General features: G+C 64.8%; 5 protein-coding genes. 2 read left to right on the plus strand and 3 right to left on the minus strand.

Features of this window, described 5'->3' with window-relative positions; translation table 11 throughout:
- Positions 1–108 precede the first annotated feature (108 nt).
- Complete coding sequence (locus DTP52_RS01235) at positions 109–13,107, plus strand: non-ribosomal peptide synthetase (protein ID WP_109751489.1); 12,999 nt, start codon at positions 109–111, stop codon at positions 13,105–13,107.
- Between the two features lie 218 nt (positions 13,108–13,325).
- Positions 13,326–14,138, plus strand: coding sequence for an alpha/beta fold hydrolase (locus DTP52_RS01240; protein WP_109751490.1), 813 nt, complete (start codon positions 13,326–13,328; stop codon positions 14,136–14,138).
- 165 nt (positions 14,139–14,303) lie between these two features.
- Here the strand turns inward: DTP52_RS01240 and dsbG are convergent, their stop codons facing one another.
- Genes dsbG through dsbD form a run of 3 tightly spaced genes read right to left on the minus strand, consistent with a single transcriptional unit; the run spans position 14,304 to position 17,643 of the window.
- On the minus strand, positions 14,304–15,071 hold the full coding sequence (dsbG, locus tag DTP52_RS01245) for a thiol:disulfide interchange protein DsbG (protein WP_109751491.1): 768 nt from the start codon (positions 15,069–15,071) through the stop codon (positions 14,304–14,306).
- The gene (locus DTP52_RS01250) at positions 15,047–15,916 is read right to left on the minus strand and encodes a TlpA disulfide reductase family protein (protein WP_109751492.1); all 870 of its coding nucleotides are present in this window, start codon (positions 15,914–15,916) and stop codon (positions 15,047–15,049) included. Before DTP52_RS01250 ends, dsbG begins: the two co-directional genes overlap by 25 nt.
- A complete protein-coding gene (dsbD, locus tag DTP52_RS01255; RefSeq protein ID WP_109751493.1) occupies positions 15,916–17,643 on the minus strand; it encodes a protein-disulfide reductase DsbD in 1,728 nt (575 codons plus the stop codon). Before dsbD ends, DTP52_RS01250 begins: the two co-directional genes overlap by 1 nt.
- Between the last annotated feature and the right edge of the window lie 57 nt (positions 17,644–17,700).

Raw genomic sequence — 17,700 nt, forward strand, 5'->3', positions numbered from 1 at the left:
CTGCTGCGCCGCAGGCTTCGGTGAGAGGGCGCCCCGACTAATTATTTGCCGGCGCTATCCGTTCCCATGGGTGACAACTTGCAAGCCGAATTCAGGCAGGAAACCCCCATGACCGACGCGTTCGAACTCCCCAGCACCCTGGCTCATGCCCTCCAGCGCCGCGCCGCGTTGACGCCGGACCGGGTGGCCCTGCGCTTCCTCGCCGACACCCCCGGGCAGGGTGTGGTGTTGAGTTATCGCGACCTGGACCTGCGTGCCCGAACTATCGCCGCCGCCTTGCAAGCCGAAGCGGCGCTGGGCGATCGCGCCGTGCTGCTGTTCCCCAGCGGCCCGGATTACGTCGCGGCATTCTTCGGCTGCCTCTATGCCGGGGTGATTGCGGTGCCGGCCTATCCACCGGAGTCCGCCCGTCGCCATCATCAGGAGCGCTTGCTGTCGATCATCCAAGACGCCGAACCGCGCCTGCTGCTCACCAGCAGCGATCTGCGCGAGCCGTTGCAAGCCATCGAAGCGGCGCCGCCGGTGTTGTGCGTCGATACCCTCGACCCGGCCCGTGCCGGGCACTGGCGGATGCCGGTGCTGCAGGACGATGACATTGCCTTTTTGCAATACACCTCCGGCTCCACCGCATTGCCCAAGGGGGTGCAGGTCAGCCACGGCAACCTGGTAGCCAACGAATTGCTGATCCGCCACGGCTTCGGCATCGACCTGAACCCCGATGACGTCATCGTCAGCTGGCTGCCGCTGTACCACGACATGGGCTTGATCGGCGGCTTGTTGCAGCCGGTGTTCAGCGGCGTCCCATGCGTATTGATGTCGCCGGCCTACTTCCTGGCCCGGCCCCTGCGCTGGCTCGAAGCGATCAGCGAATACGGTGGCACCATCAGCGGCGGACCGGACTTCGCCTATCGATTGTGCAGCGAACGAGTCAGTGACTCGGCCCTCCAGCGTCTGGACCTGAGCGGCTGGCGCGTGGCCTATTCCGGCTCCGAGCCGATCCGCCTCGACACACTGGAGCGTTTTGCCGAGAAGTTCGCCCCGTGCGGCTTCACGCCGGACAATTTCATGGCTTCCTACGGCCTGGCCGAAGCGACCTTGTTCGTCGCCGGCACGCCACGTCGCCAGGGCATTCCTTCGCTGCGGGTGGATGACGCGGCCTTGGCGCAAAACCGTGCCGAGCCTGGGCAGGGCAGTGCGGTGATGAGTTGTGGTGTCAGCCAGCCCGGGCACGCGGTGCTGATCGTTGAGCCGGCCACGTTGCAGCCGCTGGCCGACAATCAGGTCGGTGAAGTCTGGGCCGCCGGCCCGAGCATTGCCCTGGGCTATTGGCGCAACCCCGAAGCCAGCGCCAAGACCTTTGTCCAGCATGATGGCCGGACCTGGTTGCGCACCGGCGACCTGGGTTTCCTGCGCGACGGCGAGCTGTTCATCACCGGTCGCCTGAAAGACTTGTTGATCGTGCGTGGGCATAACCTTTATCCCCAGGACATCGAGCAAACCATCGAGCGCGAAGTGGAGGTGGTGCGCAAGGGCCGGGTGGCGGCGTTCGCGGTCACCGACAATGGCGAGGAAGGCATCGGCATCGCTGCGGAAATCAGCCGCAGCGTGCAGAAAATCCTGCCGCCGGAAGCCTTGATCAAAGCCATTCGCCAGGCCGTGGCCGAGGCCTGTCAGCAAGCCCCTGGCGTGGTGGTGCTGCTCAATCCCGGCGCATTGCCCAAGACCTCCAGCGGCAAGTTGCAGCGTTCGGCCTGCCGCACCCGACTGGCCGACGGCAGCTTGGACAGCTATGCACAGTTTCCGTCAGCCGACGTGGACGTGGACGTGGACGTGGCCGATGAACCTGCGCCGTCCTCTGAATTGCAAACCCTTATCGGCCAAGTCTGGCGTGAGCAATTGCAGATCGAGCGAGTCCAGGCTGATGACCATTTCTTCCTGCTGGGCGGTAACTCCATCGCCGCCACCCAGGTGATCGCACGCCTGAGCGAAACCTTGGGGCTGACGCTCAATTTGCGCCTGCTGTTCGAAGCCCCGACCCTGGCCGCGTTCACGGCGACGGTGGCGAACCTGCAACAGGGCGGTGGCCAGGCCCTGGGCGCGATCAGTGCGTTGCCGCGCCATGCGCCACTGCCGCAATCCCTGGCGCAGAACCGTTTGTGGATCACCTGGCAGCTTGATCCGACGAGCCTCGCCTACAACATTCCCGGCGCCTTGCACCTGCGCGGCGAACTGGACGAAGACGCGCTGCGCGCCAGCTTCCAGCAACTAATCGAGCGTCATGAGTCCTTGCGCACGCGCTTCCTGGAACGTGACGGCGTGGCCCTGCAACAGGTCGATCCGGCGGGCGAATTCAAGCTGCATGTAATCGACCTCGGCGACCTGCCTGACGACGTGCGTGAAACCCGGGCGCAGCAGATTCGAGAAGACGAAGCGGCCATGCCGTTCGATCTGGAGAAGGGGCCCCTGCTGCGCGTCACCCTGTTGCGCCGCGACGAGGATGACCATCAGTTGTTGGTGACGCTGCACCACATCATCGCCGATGGCTGGTCGATGAATGTGTTGATCGAAGAGTTCTCCCGGTTGTACGCCGCTGCATCCCAAGGCCAGGTCGCCGGGCTGGCGCCGTTGCCTTTGCAATACGCCGACTACGGCAGTTGGCAGCGCCAGTGGCTGGCCCAAGGGGAGGCCGAGCGTCAGCTGACGTACTGGAAGCAACAACTGGGCGACGAACATCCGGCCCTGGCGCTGAGCACGGATCATCCCCGTAGCGCGCAACACCAGCGCAGCGCCGCACGCCATAGCCTGCGTCTGGATAAAGGTCTCGGTGATGCCTTGCGCCAAGTGGCCCAAGCCCATGACGCAACCCCGTTCATGCTGTTGCTGGCAGCCTTCCAGGCGCTGTTGCAGCGTTACACCGGGCAATCCGACGTTCGCATCGGTGTGCCCAACGCCAACCGTCCGCGCCTGGAGACCCAGGGGTTGATCGGCTTCTTCATCAACACCCAGGTCCTGCGCGGGCAGGTCGATTCGCGTCAGCCGTTCGCTGCGCTGCTGGCCCAGGCCCGGGAAGCCACGCTCGGTGCCCAGGCCCACCAGGACCTGCCGTTCGAACAACTGCTCGAAGCGTTTCCCCAGGCGCGCGAGCAAGGCCTGTTCCAGGTGATGTTCAACCACCAGCAACGTGACCTGGGGGCGTTGCGGCGCCTGCCGGGGTTGCTGGCCGAGGAGTTGCCGTGGCACAGCCGCGAAGCCAAGTTCGACCTGCAACTGCACAGCGAAGAAGATCGCAACGGCCGGTTGACGCTGTCGTTCGACTACGCCGATGAACTGTTCGAGGCGGCGACCATCGAGCGGCTGGCGGTGCATTACTGCAACCTGTTGCGGGCAGTCTGCGCGGATCCGCAACAAGCGATCGGCGACGTGCCGTTATTGACCGCCGATGAACACAGCCAACAGCGTCAGTGGGGCGCGGCTCCGTGCGTGTCGGCCAGCCAATGGCTGCCGGAATTGTTGAACGAGCAGGCCCGCTGCACGCCGCAACGGCTCGCCCTGCGCTGGGACGGTGGTCAACTCGAGTATGCCGAGCTGCATGCCCAGGCCAATCGCCTGGCTCATTACCTGCGGGACAAGGGCGTTGGCCCGGACGTGTGCGTGGCGATTGCCGCCGAGCGCTCGCCGCAACTGCTTATCGGTGTGCTGGCGATCATCAAGGCTGGTGGTGCCTACGTACCGTTGGATGCCAACTATCCGGCCGAGCGCCTGGCCTACATGCTGGCCGACAGCGGTGTCGATCTGCTGCTGACGCAAACCGCGTTGCTCGAACGCTTGCCGGCCTGCGAGGGCGTCAGTGTCATCGCCATGGACGCCCTGCACCTGGAGCAATGGCCGAGCAATCCGCCGGGCCTGCACTTGCACGGCGATCACCTGGCCTACGTGATCTACACCTCCGGCTCCACCGGCCAACCCAAGGGCGTCGGCAACACCCACGCCGCCCTGGCCGAGCGCCTGCAATGGATGCAGGCCACTTACGCGCTGGATGAAACCGACGTGCTGATGCAAAAAGCCCCCATCAGCTTCGACGTGTCGGTATGGGAGTGCTTCTGGCCACTGATCACCGGCAGCCAACTGGTACTGGCCGGCCCTGGCGAACACCGTGACCCGCACCGCATCGCCCAGTTGGTCCAGCAGTTTGGCGTCACCACGCTGCACTTCGTGCCGCCGTTGCTCAACCTGTTTGTCGATGAACCGCTGAGCGCCCGCTGCACCAGCCTGCGCCGGGTGTTCTCTGGCGGCGAAGCCTTGCCGGCCGAGTTGCGCAACCGGGTGTTGGCGCAACTGCCGTTGGCAGAGCTGCACAATCGCTATGGCCCGACCGAAACCGCGATCAACGTCACCCATTGGCATTGCACCGAAGCCGATGGCGAGCGCTCGCCGATCGGTCGGCCCCTGGGCAACGTGCTGTGCCGGGTGCTCGACAGCGACCTCAATCCCGTACCGGCCGGTGTCCCGGGCGAGCTGTGCATCGGCGGCCTGGGCCTGGCCCGGGGTTACCTCGGCCGTCCTGGCCTGAGCGCCGAGCGTTTCGTCGTCGACCCATTGGGGCTGGCCGGTGCACGGTTGTACCGGACCGGTGACCGGGCACGCTGGAATGCCGACGGCGTGATCGAATACCTCGGCCGTCTCGACCAGCAGGTCAAGCTGCGCGGCTTCCGGGTCGAACCGCAGGAAATCGAAGCGCGCCTGCTGGCCCAGGACGGCGTCGCCCAAGTGGCGGTGCTGGTGCGCGCCACCTCGGCCGGCCCGCAGTTGATCGGCTACTACACCGCCCCGGAGGTCGCTCAAGACCAGGACGAGTTGAACCGCCGGCTCAAGACCGCCCTGGCCGCCGAACTGCCGGATTACATGGTGCCTGCCCAACTGCTGCGCCTGGACGCCATGCCCCTGAGCCCGAGCGGCAAGCTCGACCGTCGCGCCTTGCCCGAGCCGCAGTGGCAGGTGCGCGAGCACGTCGAGCCGGCCAGCGCCCTGGAGCAGCAAATCGCCGGCATCTGGCGCGACGTGCTGGGGCTGGAGCGTATCGGCCTGCGGGACGATTTCTTTGCCCTCGGCGGCCATTCGCTGCTGGCGACCCAGATCATTTCCCGTACCCGCCAGGCCTGTGATGTCGAGCTGCCGTTGCGGGCGCTGTTCGAGGCCAGTGAACTGGGGGCGTTCGCCGAACAGGTGCGCTTGATCCAGGCCAGTGGCCAGACCAACCGCCAGCCGCCCATCGAGATGGTCGACCGCAGCCAACCGGTGCCGCTGTCGTATTCCCAGCAGCGCATGTGGTTCCTCTGGCAGATGGAGCCCGACAGCCCGGCCTACAACGTCGGTGGCATGGCGCGCTTGCGCGGGGTGCTGGATGTCGGGCGTTTCGAGGCCGCGTTGCAGGCGTTGATCCTGCGCCACGAGACCCTGCGCACCACGTTCCCGAGCGTCGACGGCGTGGCCCGCCAGCAGGTGCACAGCGAGACAGGCCTGCGCATGGACTGGAAGGATTTCTCGATGCTGGCTGCTGACATCCGCGAACAGCGGGTCCAGCAATTGGCCGGTAGCGAGGCTCACAAGCCCTTCGACCTGGAAACCGGGCCGCTGCTGCGAGCCTGCCTGGTCAAGACCGCCGAGCATGAGCATTACTTTGTGCTGACGCTGCATCACATCGTCACCGAAGGCTGGGCGATGGACATTTTCGCTCGTGAATTGAGCGCGCTGTACGAGGCCTTTATCGACGACCGCGAATCGCCGCTGGAACCCTTGCCGGTGCAGTACCTGGACTACAGCGTCTGGCAGCGCCAGTGGCTGGAGTCGGGCGAGCGCCAGCGGCAGTTGGACTACTGGACCGCGCAACTGGGCCGCGAACATCCGTTGCTGGAACTGCCCGGCGACCGCCCGCGCCCGCCGGTGCAAAGCCACCGCGGTGAACTGTTCCGTTTCGACCTCAGCGATGACCTGGCCGCGCGGGTCCGCGCCTTCAACGCGCAACAGGGCCTGACCCTGTTCATGACCATGACCGCCGCCCTGGCCGTGCTGCTCTATCGCTACAGCGGCCAGACCGACCTGCGCATCGGCGCGCCGGTGGCCAACCGTATCCGCCCGGAAAGCGAAGGGCTGATCGGGGCGTTCCTCAACACCCAGGTGTTGCGTTGCCAGCTCGACGGACAGATGTCGGTGGGCGAACTGTTCGAACAAGTGCGCCACACCGTCATCGAAGGCCAGTCCCATCAGGATTTGCCCTTCGATCATCTGGTGGAAGCCCTGCAACCACCGCGCAGCGCCGCCTATAACCCGCTGTTCCAAGTGATGTGCAACGTGCAGCGCTGGGAGTTTCAGCAGAGCCGTACGCTGGCCGGCATGACGGTTGAATACCTGGTCAACGACGCCTGCGCGACGAAGTTCGACCTCAACCTTGAAGTCACCGACCTCGACCAGCGCCTGGGCTGCTGTCTGACCTACAGCACCGACCTGTTCGACGAACCGCGCATCGCGCGCATGGCCGGGCACTGGCGCAATTTGTTGGAAGCCTTGCTGGTCGATCCAAGCCGACGACTGAGCGAGCTGCCATTGCTGGACGCTGGCGAACAGCAACGGATGCTCGATAGCCTGGGTGTCGAGCCCGGTGCGCATCGCCTGGATCAATGCATTCACCCACTGTTCGACGAACAGGCCAAGGCTCGACCCGACGCGCCGGCCCTGACCTTCGCCGGACAGACCCTGACGTATGGGCAACTGAACAGCCGCGCCAATCGCCTGGCCTGGATGCTGCGTGAGCGAGGCGTCGGGCCGCAGGTGCGGGTCGGCCTGGCCCTGGAGCGCTCGCTGGAGATGGTCATCGGTCTGCTGGCGATCCTCAAGGCCGGCGGTGCCTATGTGCCGCTGGACCCGGAATACCCGCTGGACCGCTTGAGCTACATGATCGAGGACAGCGGCGTCGGTTTGCTGCTCAGTGACCGGGCGATGTTCCAGGCCCTCGGTGCGTTGCCCGAGGGTTTGGGTTGCTGGTGCCTGGAAGACGATTCGGCGGCCCTGGCGCAATACCCGGATCAACCGTTGCCATTGATCAATCTGCCGCAGCACCAGGCGTACCTGATCTACACCTCCGGTTCCACCGGCAAGCCCAAGGGCGTGGTGGTGTCCCACGGTGAAATCGCCATGCATTGCCAGGCAGTGATCCAGCGTTTCGGCATGCGCCCGGACGATTGCGAGCTGCATTTTTATTCCATCAACTTCGACGCCGCCACCGAGCGCCTGCTGGTGCCGCTGCTCACTGGTGCCCAGGTGGTGCTGCGGGCCCAGGGCCAATGGGATGCTGAGGAAATCTGCGGGCTGATTCGCCAGCATCGCGTCAACATCCTCGGTTTTACCCCCAGCTACGGCAGCCAGTTGGCGCAATGGTTGACGACCCAAGGGCAAACCCTGCCGGTGCGCATGTGCATCACCGGCGGCGAGGCCCTGACCGGTGAGCATTTGCAACGCATTCGCGCGGCATTCAGCCCGAGTCAGTTCTTCAATGCCTATGGCCCGACCGAAACCGTGGTCATGCCACTGGCGAGCCTGGCCCCGGAGCAACTGGAAGAGGGCGCGGCCAGTGTGCCGATTGGCAGTGTGATTGGCGCCCGGGTGGCGTACATCCTCGACGCCGACCTGGCGCTGGTGCCGCAAGGCGCCACGGGTGAGTTGTACGTCGGCGGCGCGGGATTGGCCCAGGGTTATCACCTGCGTCCGGGCATGACTGCCGAGCGCTTCGTTGCCGACCCGTTCGCCACCGCCGGCGGACGCCTTTATCGCACCGGCGACCTGGTGCGCCAGCGTACCGATGGCTTGGTGGAATACCTCGGACGCATCGACCATCAGGTGAAAATCCGTGGTTTCCGTATCGAACTGGGGGAAATCGAAAGCCGCCTGCTGGAACATGAGGTGGTGCGCGAAGCCGTGGTACTGGCCCTCGACGCGCCCGGAGGCAAGCAACTGGCCGGCTACCTGGTGAGCGACATCGCCAGCCAGGATGGCGAGCAACAAGCAGCCCTGCGCGAAGCGTTGAAAAATCACCTCAAGGCCCAGTTGCCGGACTACATGGTGCCCACCCATCTGATCCTGCTGGCGAGCATGCCGCTGACCGCCAACGGCAAGCTCGACCGCCGCGCTTTGCCAATGCCTGATCCTGAGCTCAATCGCCAACACTACGTGGCGCCGAGCAACGCCCTGGAGCAGACCCTGGCGGCGATCTGGTGCGAGGTGCTGAACGTGGGGCAGGTGGGCCTCAACGATAACTTCTTCGAGCTGGGCGGCGATTCGATCCTGTCCATCCAGGTGGTCAGCCGCGCCCGGCAGCAAGGCATTCATTTCACGCCCCGGGACTTGTTCCAGCGCCAGACCGTACAGACCCTGGCCGCCGTTGCCACGCGCAGCCAGCAGGTGCACGCCGAGCAGGGCCTGTTGCAGGGTGAATCGGGGTTGACGCCGATCCAGCACTGGTTCTTCGAGCGCCAGATCCCCAACCGGCATCACTGGAACCAGGCGCTGGTGCTGGAACCGACCTCGGCCTTGGAGCCGCAACTCCTGGAGCAGGCGCTGCGCACTGTCTTCCAGCACCACGATGCCCTGCGCCTGGGCTTCGGCGAAACCGCCGGGCACTGGCGCGCCGAGCACCAACCATTGTCTGACGTTGCGCTGTTGCAGCACCTGTCGGTAGACACCGTGCAGGCTTGTGAAGCGTTGTTTGCCGAGACGCAAAGCCGTTTCAATCTATCGACCGGGCCATTGCTGCGCGCAGTGCTGGCGCAGCTCCCTGATGGTCAGCAACGGTTGCTGATCGTCATCCATCACCTGGTGGTGGATGGCGTGTCGTGGCGGGTGCTGATGGACGATCTGCAAACCATTTATCGCCAGCTCACCGCTGGGCGGGAGGCGCAGTTGCCGGCCAAGACCAGCCCCTTGCGGGATTGGGCCGCGCGCTTGCAGGCCTACGCCGGCAGCGAATCCCTGCGCGAGGAACTGGGTTGGTGGCAAGCGCAGTTGAGTGGCGCGCAGGGGGCGCTGCCGTGCGCGAATCCCGACGGCGGGCTCCAGGAGCGTCACGCGCAAACCGTCAGTGTGCGCCTGGACGCCGAGCGTACCCGGCAACTGCTGCAACAGGCGCCGAGTGCCTACCGTACCCAGGTCAACGACTTGCTGCTTACCGCGTTGGCCCGGGTGCTGTGCCATTGGAGCGGCCATGCATCGGTCCTGGTCCAGCTCGAAGGCCATGGCCGTGAAGCTCTGTTCGACGACATCGACCTGACCCGCACCGTGGGTTGGTTCACCAGCGTCTATCCCGTGCGCCTGAGTCCGGCGGCCGAAGGCTTGAGTGCCTCGATCAAGGCCATCAAGGAGCAACTGCGCACAGTGCCCCACAAGGGCCTCGGCCATGGTGTGCTGCGCTACCTGGCGGACGCGGCGACTCGCGAAGCGATGGCCGGCCTGCCGCAAGCGGCGATCACCTTCAACTACCTGGGCCAACTCGACCAGACCCTGGGTCAAGCTGCGCTGCTCCAGCCGCTGGATGCGCCGTTGGGCGCGATCCACGATCCCGCCGCGCCGCTGCCCAATGAACTGAGCGTCGACAGCCAGGTCAGCGGTGGCGAGCTGGTGCTGCGCTGGACCTTCAGTGCCGAGCGCCATGATCGACAAGTCATTGCCACATTGGCCGAGGCCTACCTCGACGAGCTGCAACGCCTGATCGAACATTGCCTGACGGACGAGGCGGGCGGTCTGACGCCATCGGACTTCCCCCTGGCGAAGCTGACCCAGGGCCAGCTCGACAGCCTGCCCGTACCGGCCGGGCAAATCGAAGACGTCTACCCGCTGACACCGATGCAGGAAGGCATGCTCCTGCACACCTTGCTGGAGCCGGGCACGGGCCTGTACTACATGCAGGACCGCTACCGCATCAACAGCGAACTGGACCCGCAGCGTTTCGCCCGGGCCTGGCAGGCGGTGATCGCCCGGCATGAAGCCTTGCGCGCCTCGTTCTGCTGGAACGTCGGCGAAGACATGCTGCAAATCATCCACAAGCCTGGCAGCTCGCCGGTGGAGTATCTCGACTGGTCGCAAGTGCCCGAAGACGCCCAGGAAGCCAAGCTCCAGGCGCTGCTCAAGAACGAGCGCGAGGCAGGTTTCGATCTGTTGAACCAGGCGCCGTTCCACCTGCGGCTGATCCGGGTCGACGCGGCACGCTACTGGTTCATGATGAGCAACCATCACATCCTGATCGATGCCTGGTGCCGTTCGCTGCTGATGGACGACTTCTTCGAGATCTACACCGCCCAGGGTGAAAACCGCGAACCACAGTTGGCCGTGCCGCCGCGCTATCGCGACTACATCGGTTGGCTGCAACACCAGAGCCTGGCCGAAGCCCGGCAGTGGTGGAAGCACAACCTGCAAGGCTTCGAGCGGACCACCCCGATCCCCAGCGACCGGCCGTTCCTGCGTGAGCACGCCGGTGACAGCGGCGGCATGATCGTCGGTGACTGCTACACCCGTCTCGATGCCCGGGACGGTGCGCGGTTGCGGGAACTGGCCCCGGCCCATCAACTGACGGTCAACACCTTCGCCCAGGCGGCGTGGGCGTTGGTGCTGCGGCGAGTCAGCGGTGATCGCGACGTACTGTTCGGCGTCACCGTCGCCGGGCGTCCGGTGGAGCTGCCGCAGATGCAACGCACCGTGGGGCTGTTCATCAACAGCATCGCCTTGCGGGTGCGGATGCCTGAAGACCATCAGCCGTGCAGCGTGCGCCAATGGCTCAGCACTTTGCTGGACAGCAACATGCAACTGCGCGAGTACGAATACCTGCCGCTGGTGAGTATCCAGGAGGTCAGCGAACTGCCCAAGGGCCAGCCGCTGTTCGACAGCCTGTTCGTGTTCGAGAACGCCCCAGTGGAAGTCTCGGTGCTGGACCGCGCCCAAAGCCTCAACGCCACCTCCGACTCGGGCCGTACCCACACCAACTTCCCGCTGACGGCGGTCTGCTATCCGGGGGATGACCTGGGGCTGCACCTTTCGTATGACCAGCGCTACTTCGATGAGTCCACCGTCCAGGGTTTGCTCGGCGAGTTCAAGCGCTTGCTGCTGGCGCTGATGGAAGGTTTGCACGGTGACATGGCCGAGCTGCCGCTGATCGGTGCCGAAGAACAGGATTTCCTGATCGACGGCTGCAACCAGAGCGAGCATGCCTATCCGCTGGAGCAAAGTTACGTCGAGCTGTTCGAGGCCCGGGTTGCCGCCCATCCGCAACGCATCGCCGTCAGCTGCCTGGAGGCGAGCTACAGCTACGCCGAGTTGAATGCCCGCAGCAACCGCCTCGGCCACGCCTTGATCGCTGTCGGCGTCGGCCTGGATCAGCCGGTGGCACTGCTGGCTGAACGGGATGCAGACCTGCTGGGCATGATCATCGGCAGCTTCAAGGCCGGTGCCGGCTACCTGCCGCTGGATCCGGGGCTGCCGAGCCAGCGCCTGAGCCGCATCATCGAACTGAGCCGCACGCCGTTGTTGGTCTGCACTCAGGCCTGCCAGGCCCAGGCCGAGGCGTTGCTGGACGAGTTCGCCTGTGCCGGGCGGCCAAAGTTGCTGGTATGGGAAAACGTCCAGGCCGGCGACTTTTCACCACAAAACCCTGGCGTCCGTAGCGGGCCGGACAACCTCGCCTACGTGATCTACACCTCCGGCTCCACCGGCCTGCCCAAAGGCGTGATGGTGGAACAGCGGGGCATGCTCAACAACCAGCTCAGCAAAGTGCCGTACCTGGCGCTGAGCGAGGCGGATGTGATCGCCCAGACGGCGTCCCAGAGCTTCGATATTTCCGTGTGGCAGTTCCTGGCCGCGCCGTTGTTCGGTGCCCGGGTCGACATTGTGCCCAACGCCATCGCTCACGATCCGCAAGGGCTGCTCGAGCATGTGCAGCAGCAAGGCATCACCGTGCTGGAAAGCGTGCCGTCGCTGATCCAGGGCATGCTCGCCCAGGAGCGCATCGGCCTGGATGGCCTGCGCTGGATGTTGCCCACCGGCGAAGCGATGCCGCCGGAACTGGCCCATCAGTGGTTGTTGCGTTACCCGGACATTGGCCTGGTCAACGCCTACGGCCCGGCGGAATGCTCCGATGACGTGGCGTTTTTCCGGGTCGACCTGGCCTCGACCCGTGGCACTTACCTGCCGATTGGCACGCCCACCGACAACAATCGCCTGTACCTGCTCGATGGCGCGCTGGACCTGGTGCCGTTGGGCGCGGTGGGTGAGTTATGCGTGGCCGGCACCGGGGTAGGGCGCGGTTATGTCAGCGATCCGTTGCGCACCGCCCCGGTCTTTGTACCGAACCCGTTCGGGGCGCCGGGAGAACGGCTATACCGCACCGGTGACCTGGCGCGGCGGCGCAGCGACGGGATTCTGGAGTACGTCGGGCGTATCGACCATCAGGTGAAAATCCGCGGCTACCGCATCGAACTGGGGGAAATCGAAGCGCGCTTGCATGAACAACCGGAAGTGCGCGATGGGGCGGTGGGTGTGCAGGAGGGCGCCAATGGCAAGCATCTGGTGGGCTACCTCGTTGCCACCGACTCGGCGCTGAAGCCCGCCGAACGCCTGGAGCGTATCAAGCAGCGCCTGCGGACCGAGCTGCCGGAATACATGGTGCCGCTGCACTGGCTGTGGCTCGATCGCCTGCCCCTCAACGCCAACGGCAAGCTCGACCGCAAGGCCTTGCCAGCCCTGGAGATCGGCCAGTTGCAAAGCCAGGACTATCAAGCCCCCGGCAATGAGTTGGAACAGACCCTGGCGGACATCTGGGCCCAGGTGCTGAAAGTCGAGCGGGTGGGGGTGCGGGACAACTTCTTCGAGCTGGGCGGTCATTCCTTGCTGGCGACACAAATCGCCTCGCGGGTACAAAAGGCCCTGCAACGCAACATGCCGCTGCGGGCGATGTTCGAATGCAGCACGGTGCAGGAACTGGCCGAGTACATCGATGGGTTGGCGGCCAGTGAGATCACTGAGGAGAAGGTGGATCGGTTGAATGATTTGATGGCGCAATTGGAAGGATTGTAGTTTTGCGGCGTCTATGAAGACCTCATCGCGGGCAAGCCTTGCTCCCACAGGGATCGGCTGCGAGCAGATTGTTTGTGTTCAAGCAGCAATCCCTGTGGGAGCAAGGCTTGCCCGCGATGGGGACAGCACAGGCACTGCCGGCTCAAAGGTTGACTGCTCAGCCTGCGCAGCTCAGTCTTCCAAGGCTTTTTTTCCAGACTCAAACAAGGAGGTCACCCATGCCCTTTGCAACGATCGACGGACAACCGCTTCACTACCTGGACCAAGGCCAAGGCCCGGTGGTGTTGCTGGGCAGCAGCTATCTGTGGGACCACACCATGTGGGCGCCGCAGATCGAGGTGTTGTCCCGGCATTTTCGGGTCATTGCCCTGGATCTATGGGGCCACGGTCAGTCCGGGCAGTTGCCTGAGGGCATGACCTCCCTGGACGACCTGGCCCACCAGGCATTGACGTTGATGGATCACCTGGACATCGACTGCTTCCACCTGGTGGGGCTTTCGGTGGGCGGGATGTGGGGCGCTCGGCTGGCGCTGGCGGCACCTGAGCGCGTGCAGTCGCTGGTATTGATGGACACCTACGTCGGCGTCGAGCCGGAGCCGACCCGCCTTTATTATTTTTCACTGTTCGACAAGATCGAAGCCAGTGGCAGCATTCCCGAGCCGTTGCTGGACATCGTCGTGCCGATCTTCTTCCGGCCGGGTATCGACCCGCAGTCGGCGCTCTATCAACAGTTCCGCGCCACATTGGCCGCGTTGCCGACCGATCGCCTGCGCGACAGCATCGTGCCGCTGGGGCGGATCATTTTCGGTCGGGACGACATCCTGCCGCGCCTGCATGCGCTGGATGCCAAGCGTACAGTGGTGATGTGCGGCGACCAGGACAAGCCACGTCCACCGTCCGAGGCGTTGGAAATGGCCGAGCTGATCGGCTGCCCCCATGTGTTGATTCCGGAGGCGGGGCATATCTCCAACCTGGAGAACCCGGAATTCGTGACCGAGGCATTGCTGGAGTTCCTGGCGCGCAAACACTGATGGCTGGCTAACTGTGGCGAGGGAGCTTGCTCCCGCTGGGCTGCGTAGCGGCCCCAAAAAACAAATGCAGTCAACCTGACGAACCGCTGCGAGAAACCCAAGGGATGCTTCGCACCCCAGCGGGAGCAAGCTCCCTCGCCACAAGAGCTGTTTTGGGCTTTTGTATCACTTCGGCCCGAGAATCTTCACCAGCTTGTCCGGCGACGGCGCGCCTTGTTGCTGCTGCAGGTCGCCTTTTTCATCCAGATAGAAAATCGCCGGGGTGGCGGAAAGTTCCAGTTCGTCCATCAACTGCTGGTTGGCGTCCAGTTTCGCCTGGATGGCGGGTGGTATGTCCTTGAGCGGTTTGAGCGGGCTGCCCTTGCCGGCCTTTTCATGCTCGGCCAGGGTTTTTTCCGGGTCCTTGGCCGCCAGCAAGGCGGCGGATTTGCCTGGGCTGTCTTCGCGGATGATGCCCACCATGATGTGCCGCAACTGCACCTTGCCGGCCTTGACCCAGGGTCGGGCCTGCTCCCAGAACATGTTGCAGTAAGGGCAGTTCGGGTCGCTGAACAGGTACACCGTGCGCGGTGCGTCCTTGTTGCCGTCGGCGATCCAGTTACTGGCTTCCATCTTCGCCCAGATTTGCTTGGCCATCGGTGCATAGACCAGTTTTTGCAGTGGCTCGGCGCTCAGGTCCTTGCCGTCGGCGTCGTACAGGTTGCCCAACAGGACGTGCTGCCCATCCGGGGTCAGGTACAGCGCCATGCCTCGGTTCTGGTATTGCGCCGCGTAACCGCGCAACCCGTCCGGCGCCTCGAAGGTGCCGACGATTTTCGCGCCCTTGGCTTCGATCTTCTTGATGGCCGCAGGCAATTCTTCGGCCTGGAGCAGCGGGGCCTGCGACAGGGTGGCGGCAACGGCCAGGGTCAGCAGGTGGCGGAGGCGGGGCATGGCAGTTTCCTTGTGGCGGAGTGGGGCTTCGTGGACGAGTCCGGCGCTTCGAAGTTTTCCAGGGCACGAGCCAGGCTCGCTTCCGACAATTCACCCAGGTGGCTGCCCAGCAGGCGGCCATCGGCGCTGTAGAACAGGGTGGTCGGCAGGGCCATGGAACCGACGGCCTGGCCGAGGCGGCCACTGCCATCGAACAGCACATTGGTCAGGCTCAAGCCTTGGGTGGCGAGGTAGGTGCTGACGCTTTGCATGCTTTCGGCCTGATTGACGAACAGGAACGTCAGGTCCGGACGCTGTTGCTGGGCTTCTTCCAGCACTGGCATTTCACGCCGGCAGGGCGGGCACCAGGTGGCCCATAGATTGATCACCAGTGGGCCACCTTGGTAATCGGTGAGCTTTACGGTCTCGCCGGTGGCGGTGCGCAGGTTGATGTCCGGCAGTCGGGTGCCCTGTTCATAAATCGTCAGCGACAGGGTCGCCACCAGCCAGAACAGCAGGCCGCTGCCGACGCCGAAGCCCAACGGTCGACGCAGGGCCGGGCGGTGCCGGGCCCACGACAAGGCGCCAATCAGCAGCGCCACGATGCCCGGCCAGGCCAGGAAGCCGCCGTCGCGCAGGTCGACGATCTGCCACGGGTCATCCCGGTAATGTTGCCAATAGGCGGCGACGAAACCGATCCGCGCCGCCAGCAGGCCCAGCAAAAACAGCACGAACAGCACCGACTCGGGGTTTTCGCCACCACGCTTGGCCACCCGCCAGCCCACGAAGGTCGCCAGCGCCAGGGCGCTGATCAGCAACAGGTGGTTAAGGGCGATGGCAAAGGTGCCCAGGGTGAGCGTCAGCATCAGCGCGCGTCCCGAGTGAGGTTCCAGCGCTCCAGGAACACCTTGGCATCGACTTCCCCGGTGATCCGCTGGCTGCGGCGCTCTGCACCGTCGGCACCGATCCACAGCAGGCTCGGCGGCCCCGGCACCTGGTAACGGCTCAGCAGTTCGCGGCTGGCGGGGCTGTCGGCGGTGACGTCCAGACGCACCAGGCGCACGCCTTTCAGGGCGTCCAGCACCTCGGCGCGGCCGAATACCTGTTTTTCCATGATCTTGCAGGACACGCACCAGTCGGCGTAGTAGTCCAGCAGCACCCATTGGCCCTGGGCCTTGGCGGCGTCCAGTTCCCGTTGCAGGGCGGCGGGCTCGCTGACCGTGACGAACGCGTCATGGGCACTGACGGTCGCACTGCCCTTGGTACCGGCGTACACCTTCAGGGGCTGGAAGAAATCATCGCCACCGCCCGCGGCGCCAATCACCAGCAGGCTGCCCCACAGGCCGAACAGCAGCGAAGCACTGCCGCAGACGTAGGCGATGCGACCGAACCCTTCGGTCTGGCGCCAGGCGCTGTAGGCGGCGATCAGCAACAGCACGCCCCACAGGCCGACCCACAACGAGCCATCGATGATCGGGCGAATCATCAGCAGCGCCGTACCCAGGAACAGGAAGCCGAACACGCCCTTGAGCAGGTTCATCCAGGCGCCGGGCTTGGGCAGGAAGCGGTTGCCCACGGTCACCAGCAGCAACAGCGGCAGGCCCATGCCGATGCCCATGGTGAACAGGATCAGCCCGCCGTGCAGTGCATTGCCGCTCTGGGCGATATACAGCAGCGCGCCGGCCAGCGGGGCGGTCATGCACGGGCCCACCAACAGGCCGGACAGGGCCCCGAGAACGCCAGCACCCACCAGGCTGCCACCGCGCCGCCGGCGTCCGGCGTTTTCCAGGCGGTCACGCAGGGCTGCCGGCAATTGCAATTCGAAGAAGCCGAACATGGGTAACGCCAGCAACACGAACACGGCCGCGAAGCTGCCCAGCAGCCACGGTTGTTGCAGCAGCGCCTGAAGGTTGGCCCCCAGCAGCGCGGCGAGCACGCCCATAGCCGCATACACCAGGGCCATGCTGATCACGTAGCTGCCGGCCAAGGCCAGGCCGCGTCTTGGCCCGGCGCCGCTGCCCACCACCAGCCCGGCCAGGATCGGCAGCATCGGCAGCGAGCAAGGGGTGAACGCCAGCAGCAGGCCCAAACCGAAGAACACCAGCAGGCTCCAGCCCAAGGCCCGTTGTTGCAGGCCGCTGGCCAGGGCCTGGTCTGGCGCCTCGCCAGTGGCCGCCACAGGTGCGTTGCCACCCAGGTCTACCACCTGGGTTTGGGGGGGATAGCACAGGCCCGCGTCGGCGCAGCCCTGGAAGCCAACCTTGATCTTGCCCGTGGCACCGGCGGGTATCTTCAGCTCCAGCGCTTGGCGGTAGACTTGCTGGTCGCCGAAAAACTCGTCGCTGTGGGCCTCGCCCTCGGGCAATTTCGGTTTCTGGGCCTCGGCCAGGCCATCGAACTTGAGCCGCTGCTGATACAGGTAGTACCCATCGGCGATTTGCCAGAACAGCTGGGTTTCACCGGAATCCAGGCGTTCGGAGGTAAACACGAATGCCTTTTCCACCGGCAGGAAGTCCGGTTTGGTTTCGAAGGGATTGGCGGCCTGGGCCAGGCCCGAGATCAGGAACAGCCACAGCAAAAACAATCGACGCATGGATAAAGCCTTAGAACGAAGCGAGTGGAAAACACAATGGCGGCTGGCGATTAACCG

The organism is Pseudomonas sp. 43mfcvi1.1 (assembly GCF_900115935.1).
GTDB classification, from domain to species: domain Bacteria; phylum Pseudomonadota; class Gammaproteobacteria; order Pseudomonadales; family Pseudomonadaceae; genus Aquipseudomonas; species Aquipseudomonas bijieensis.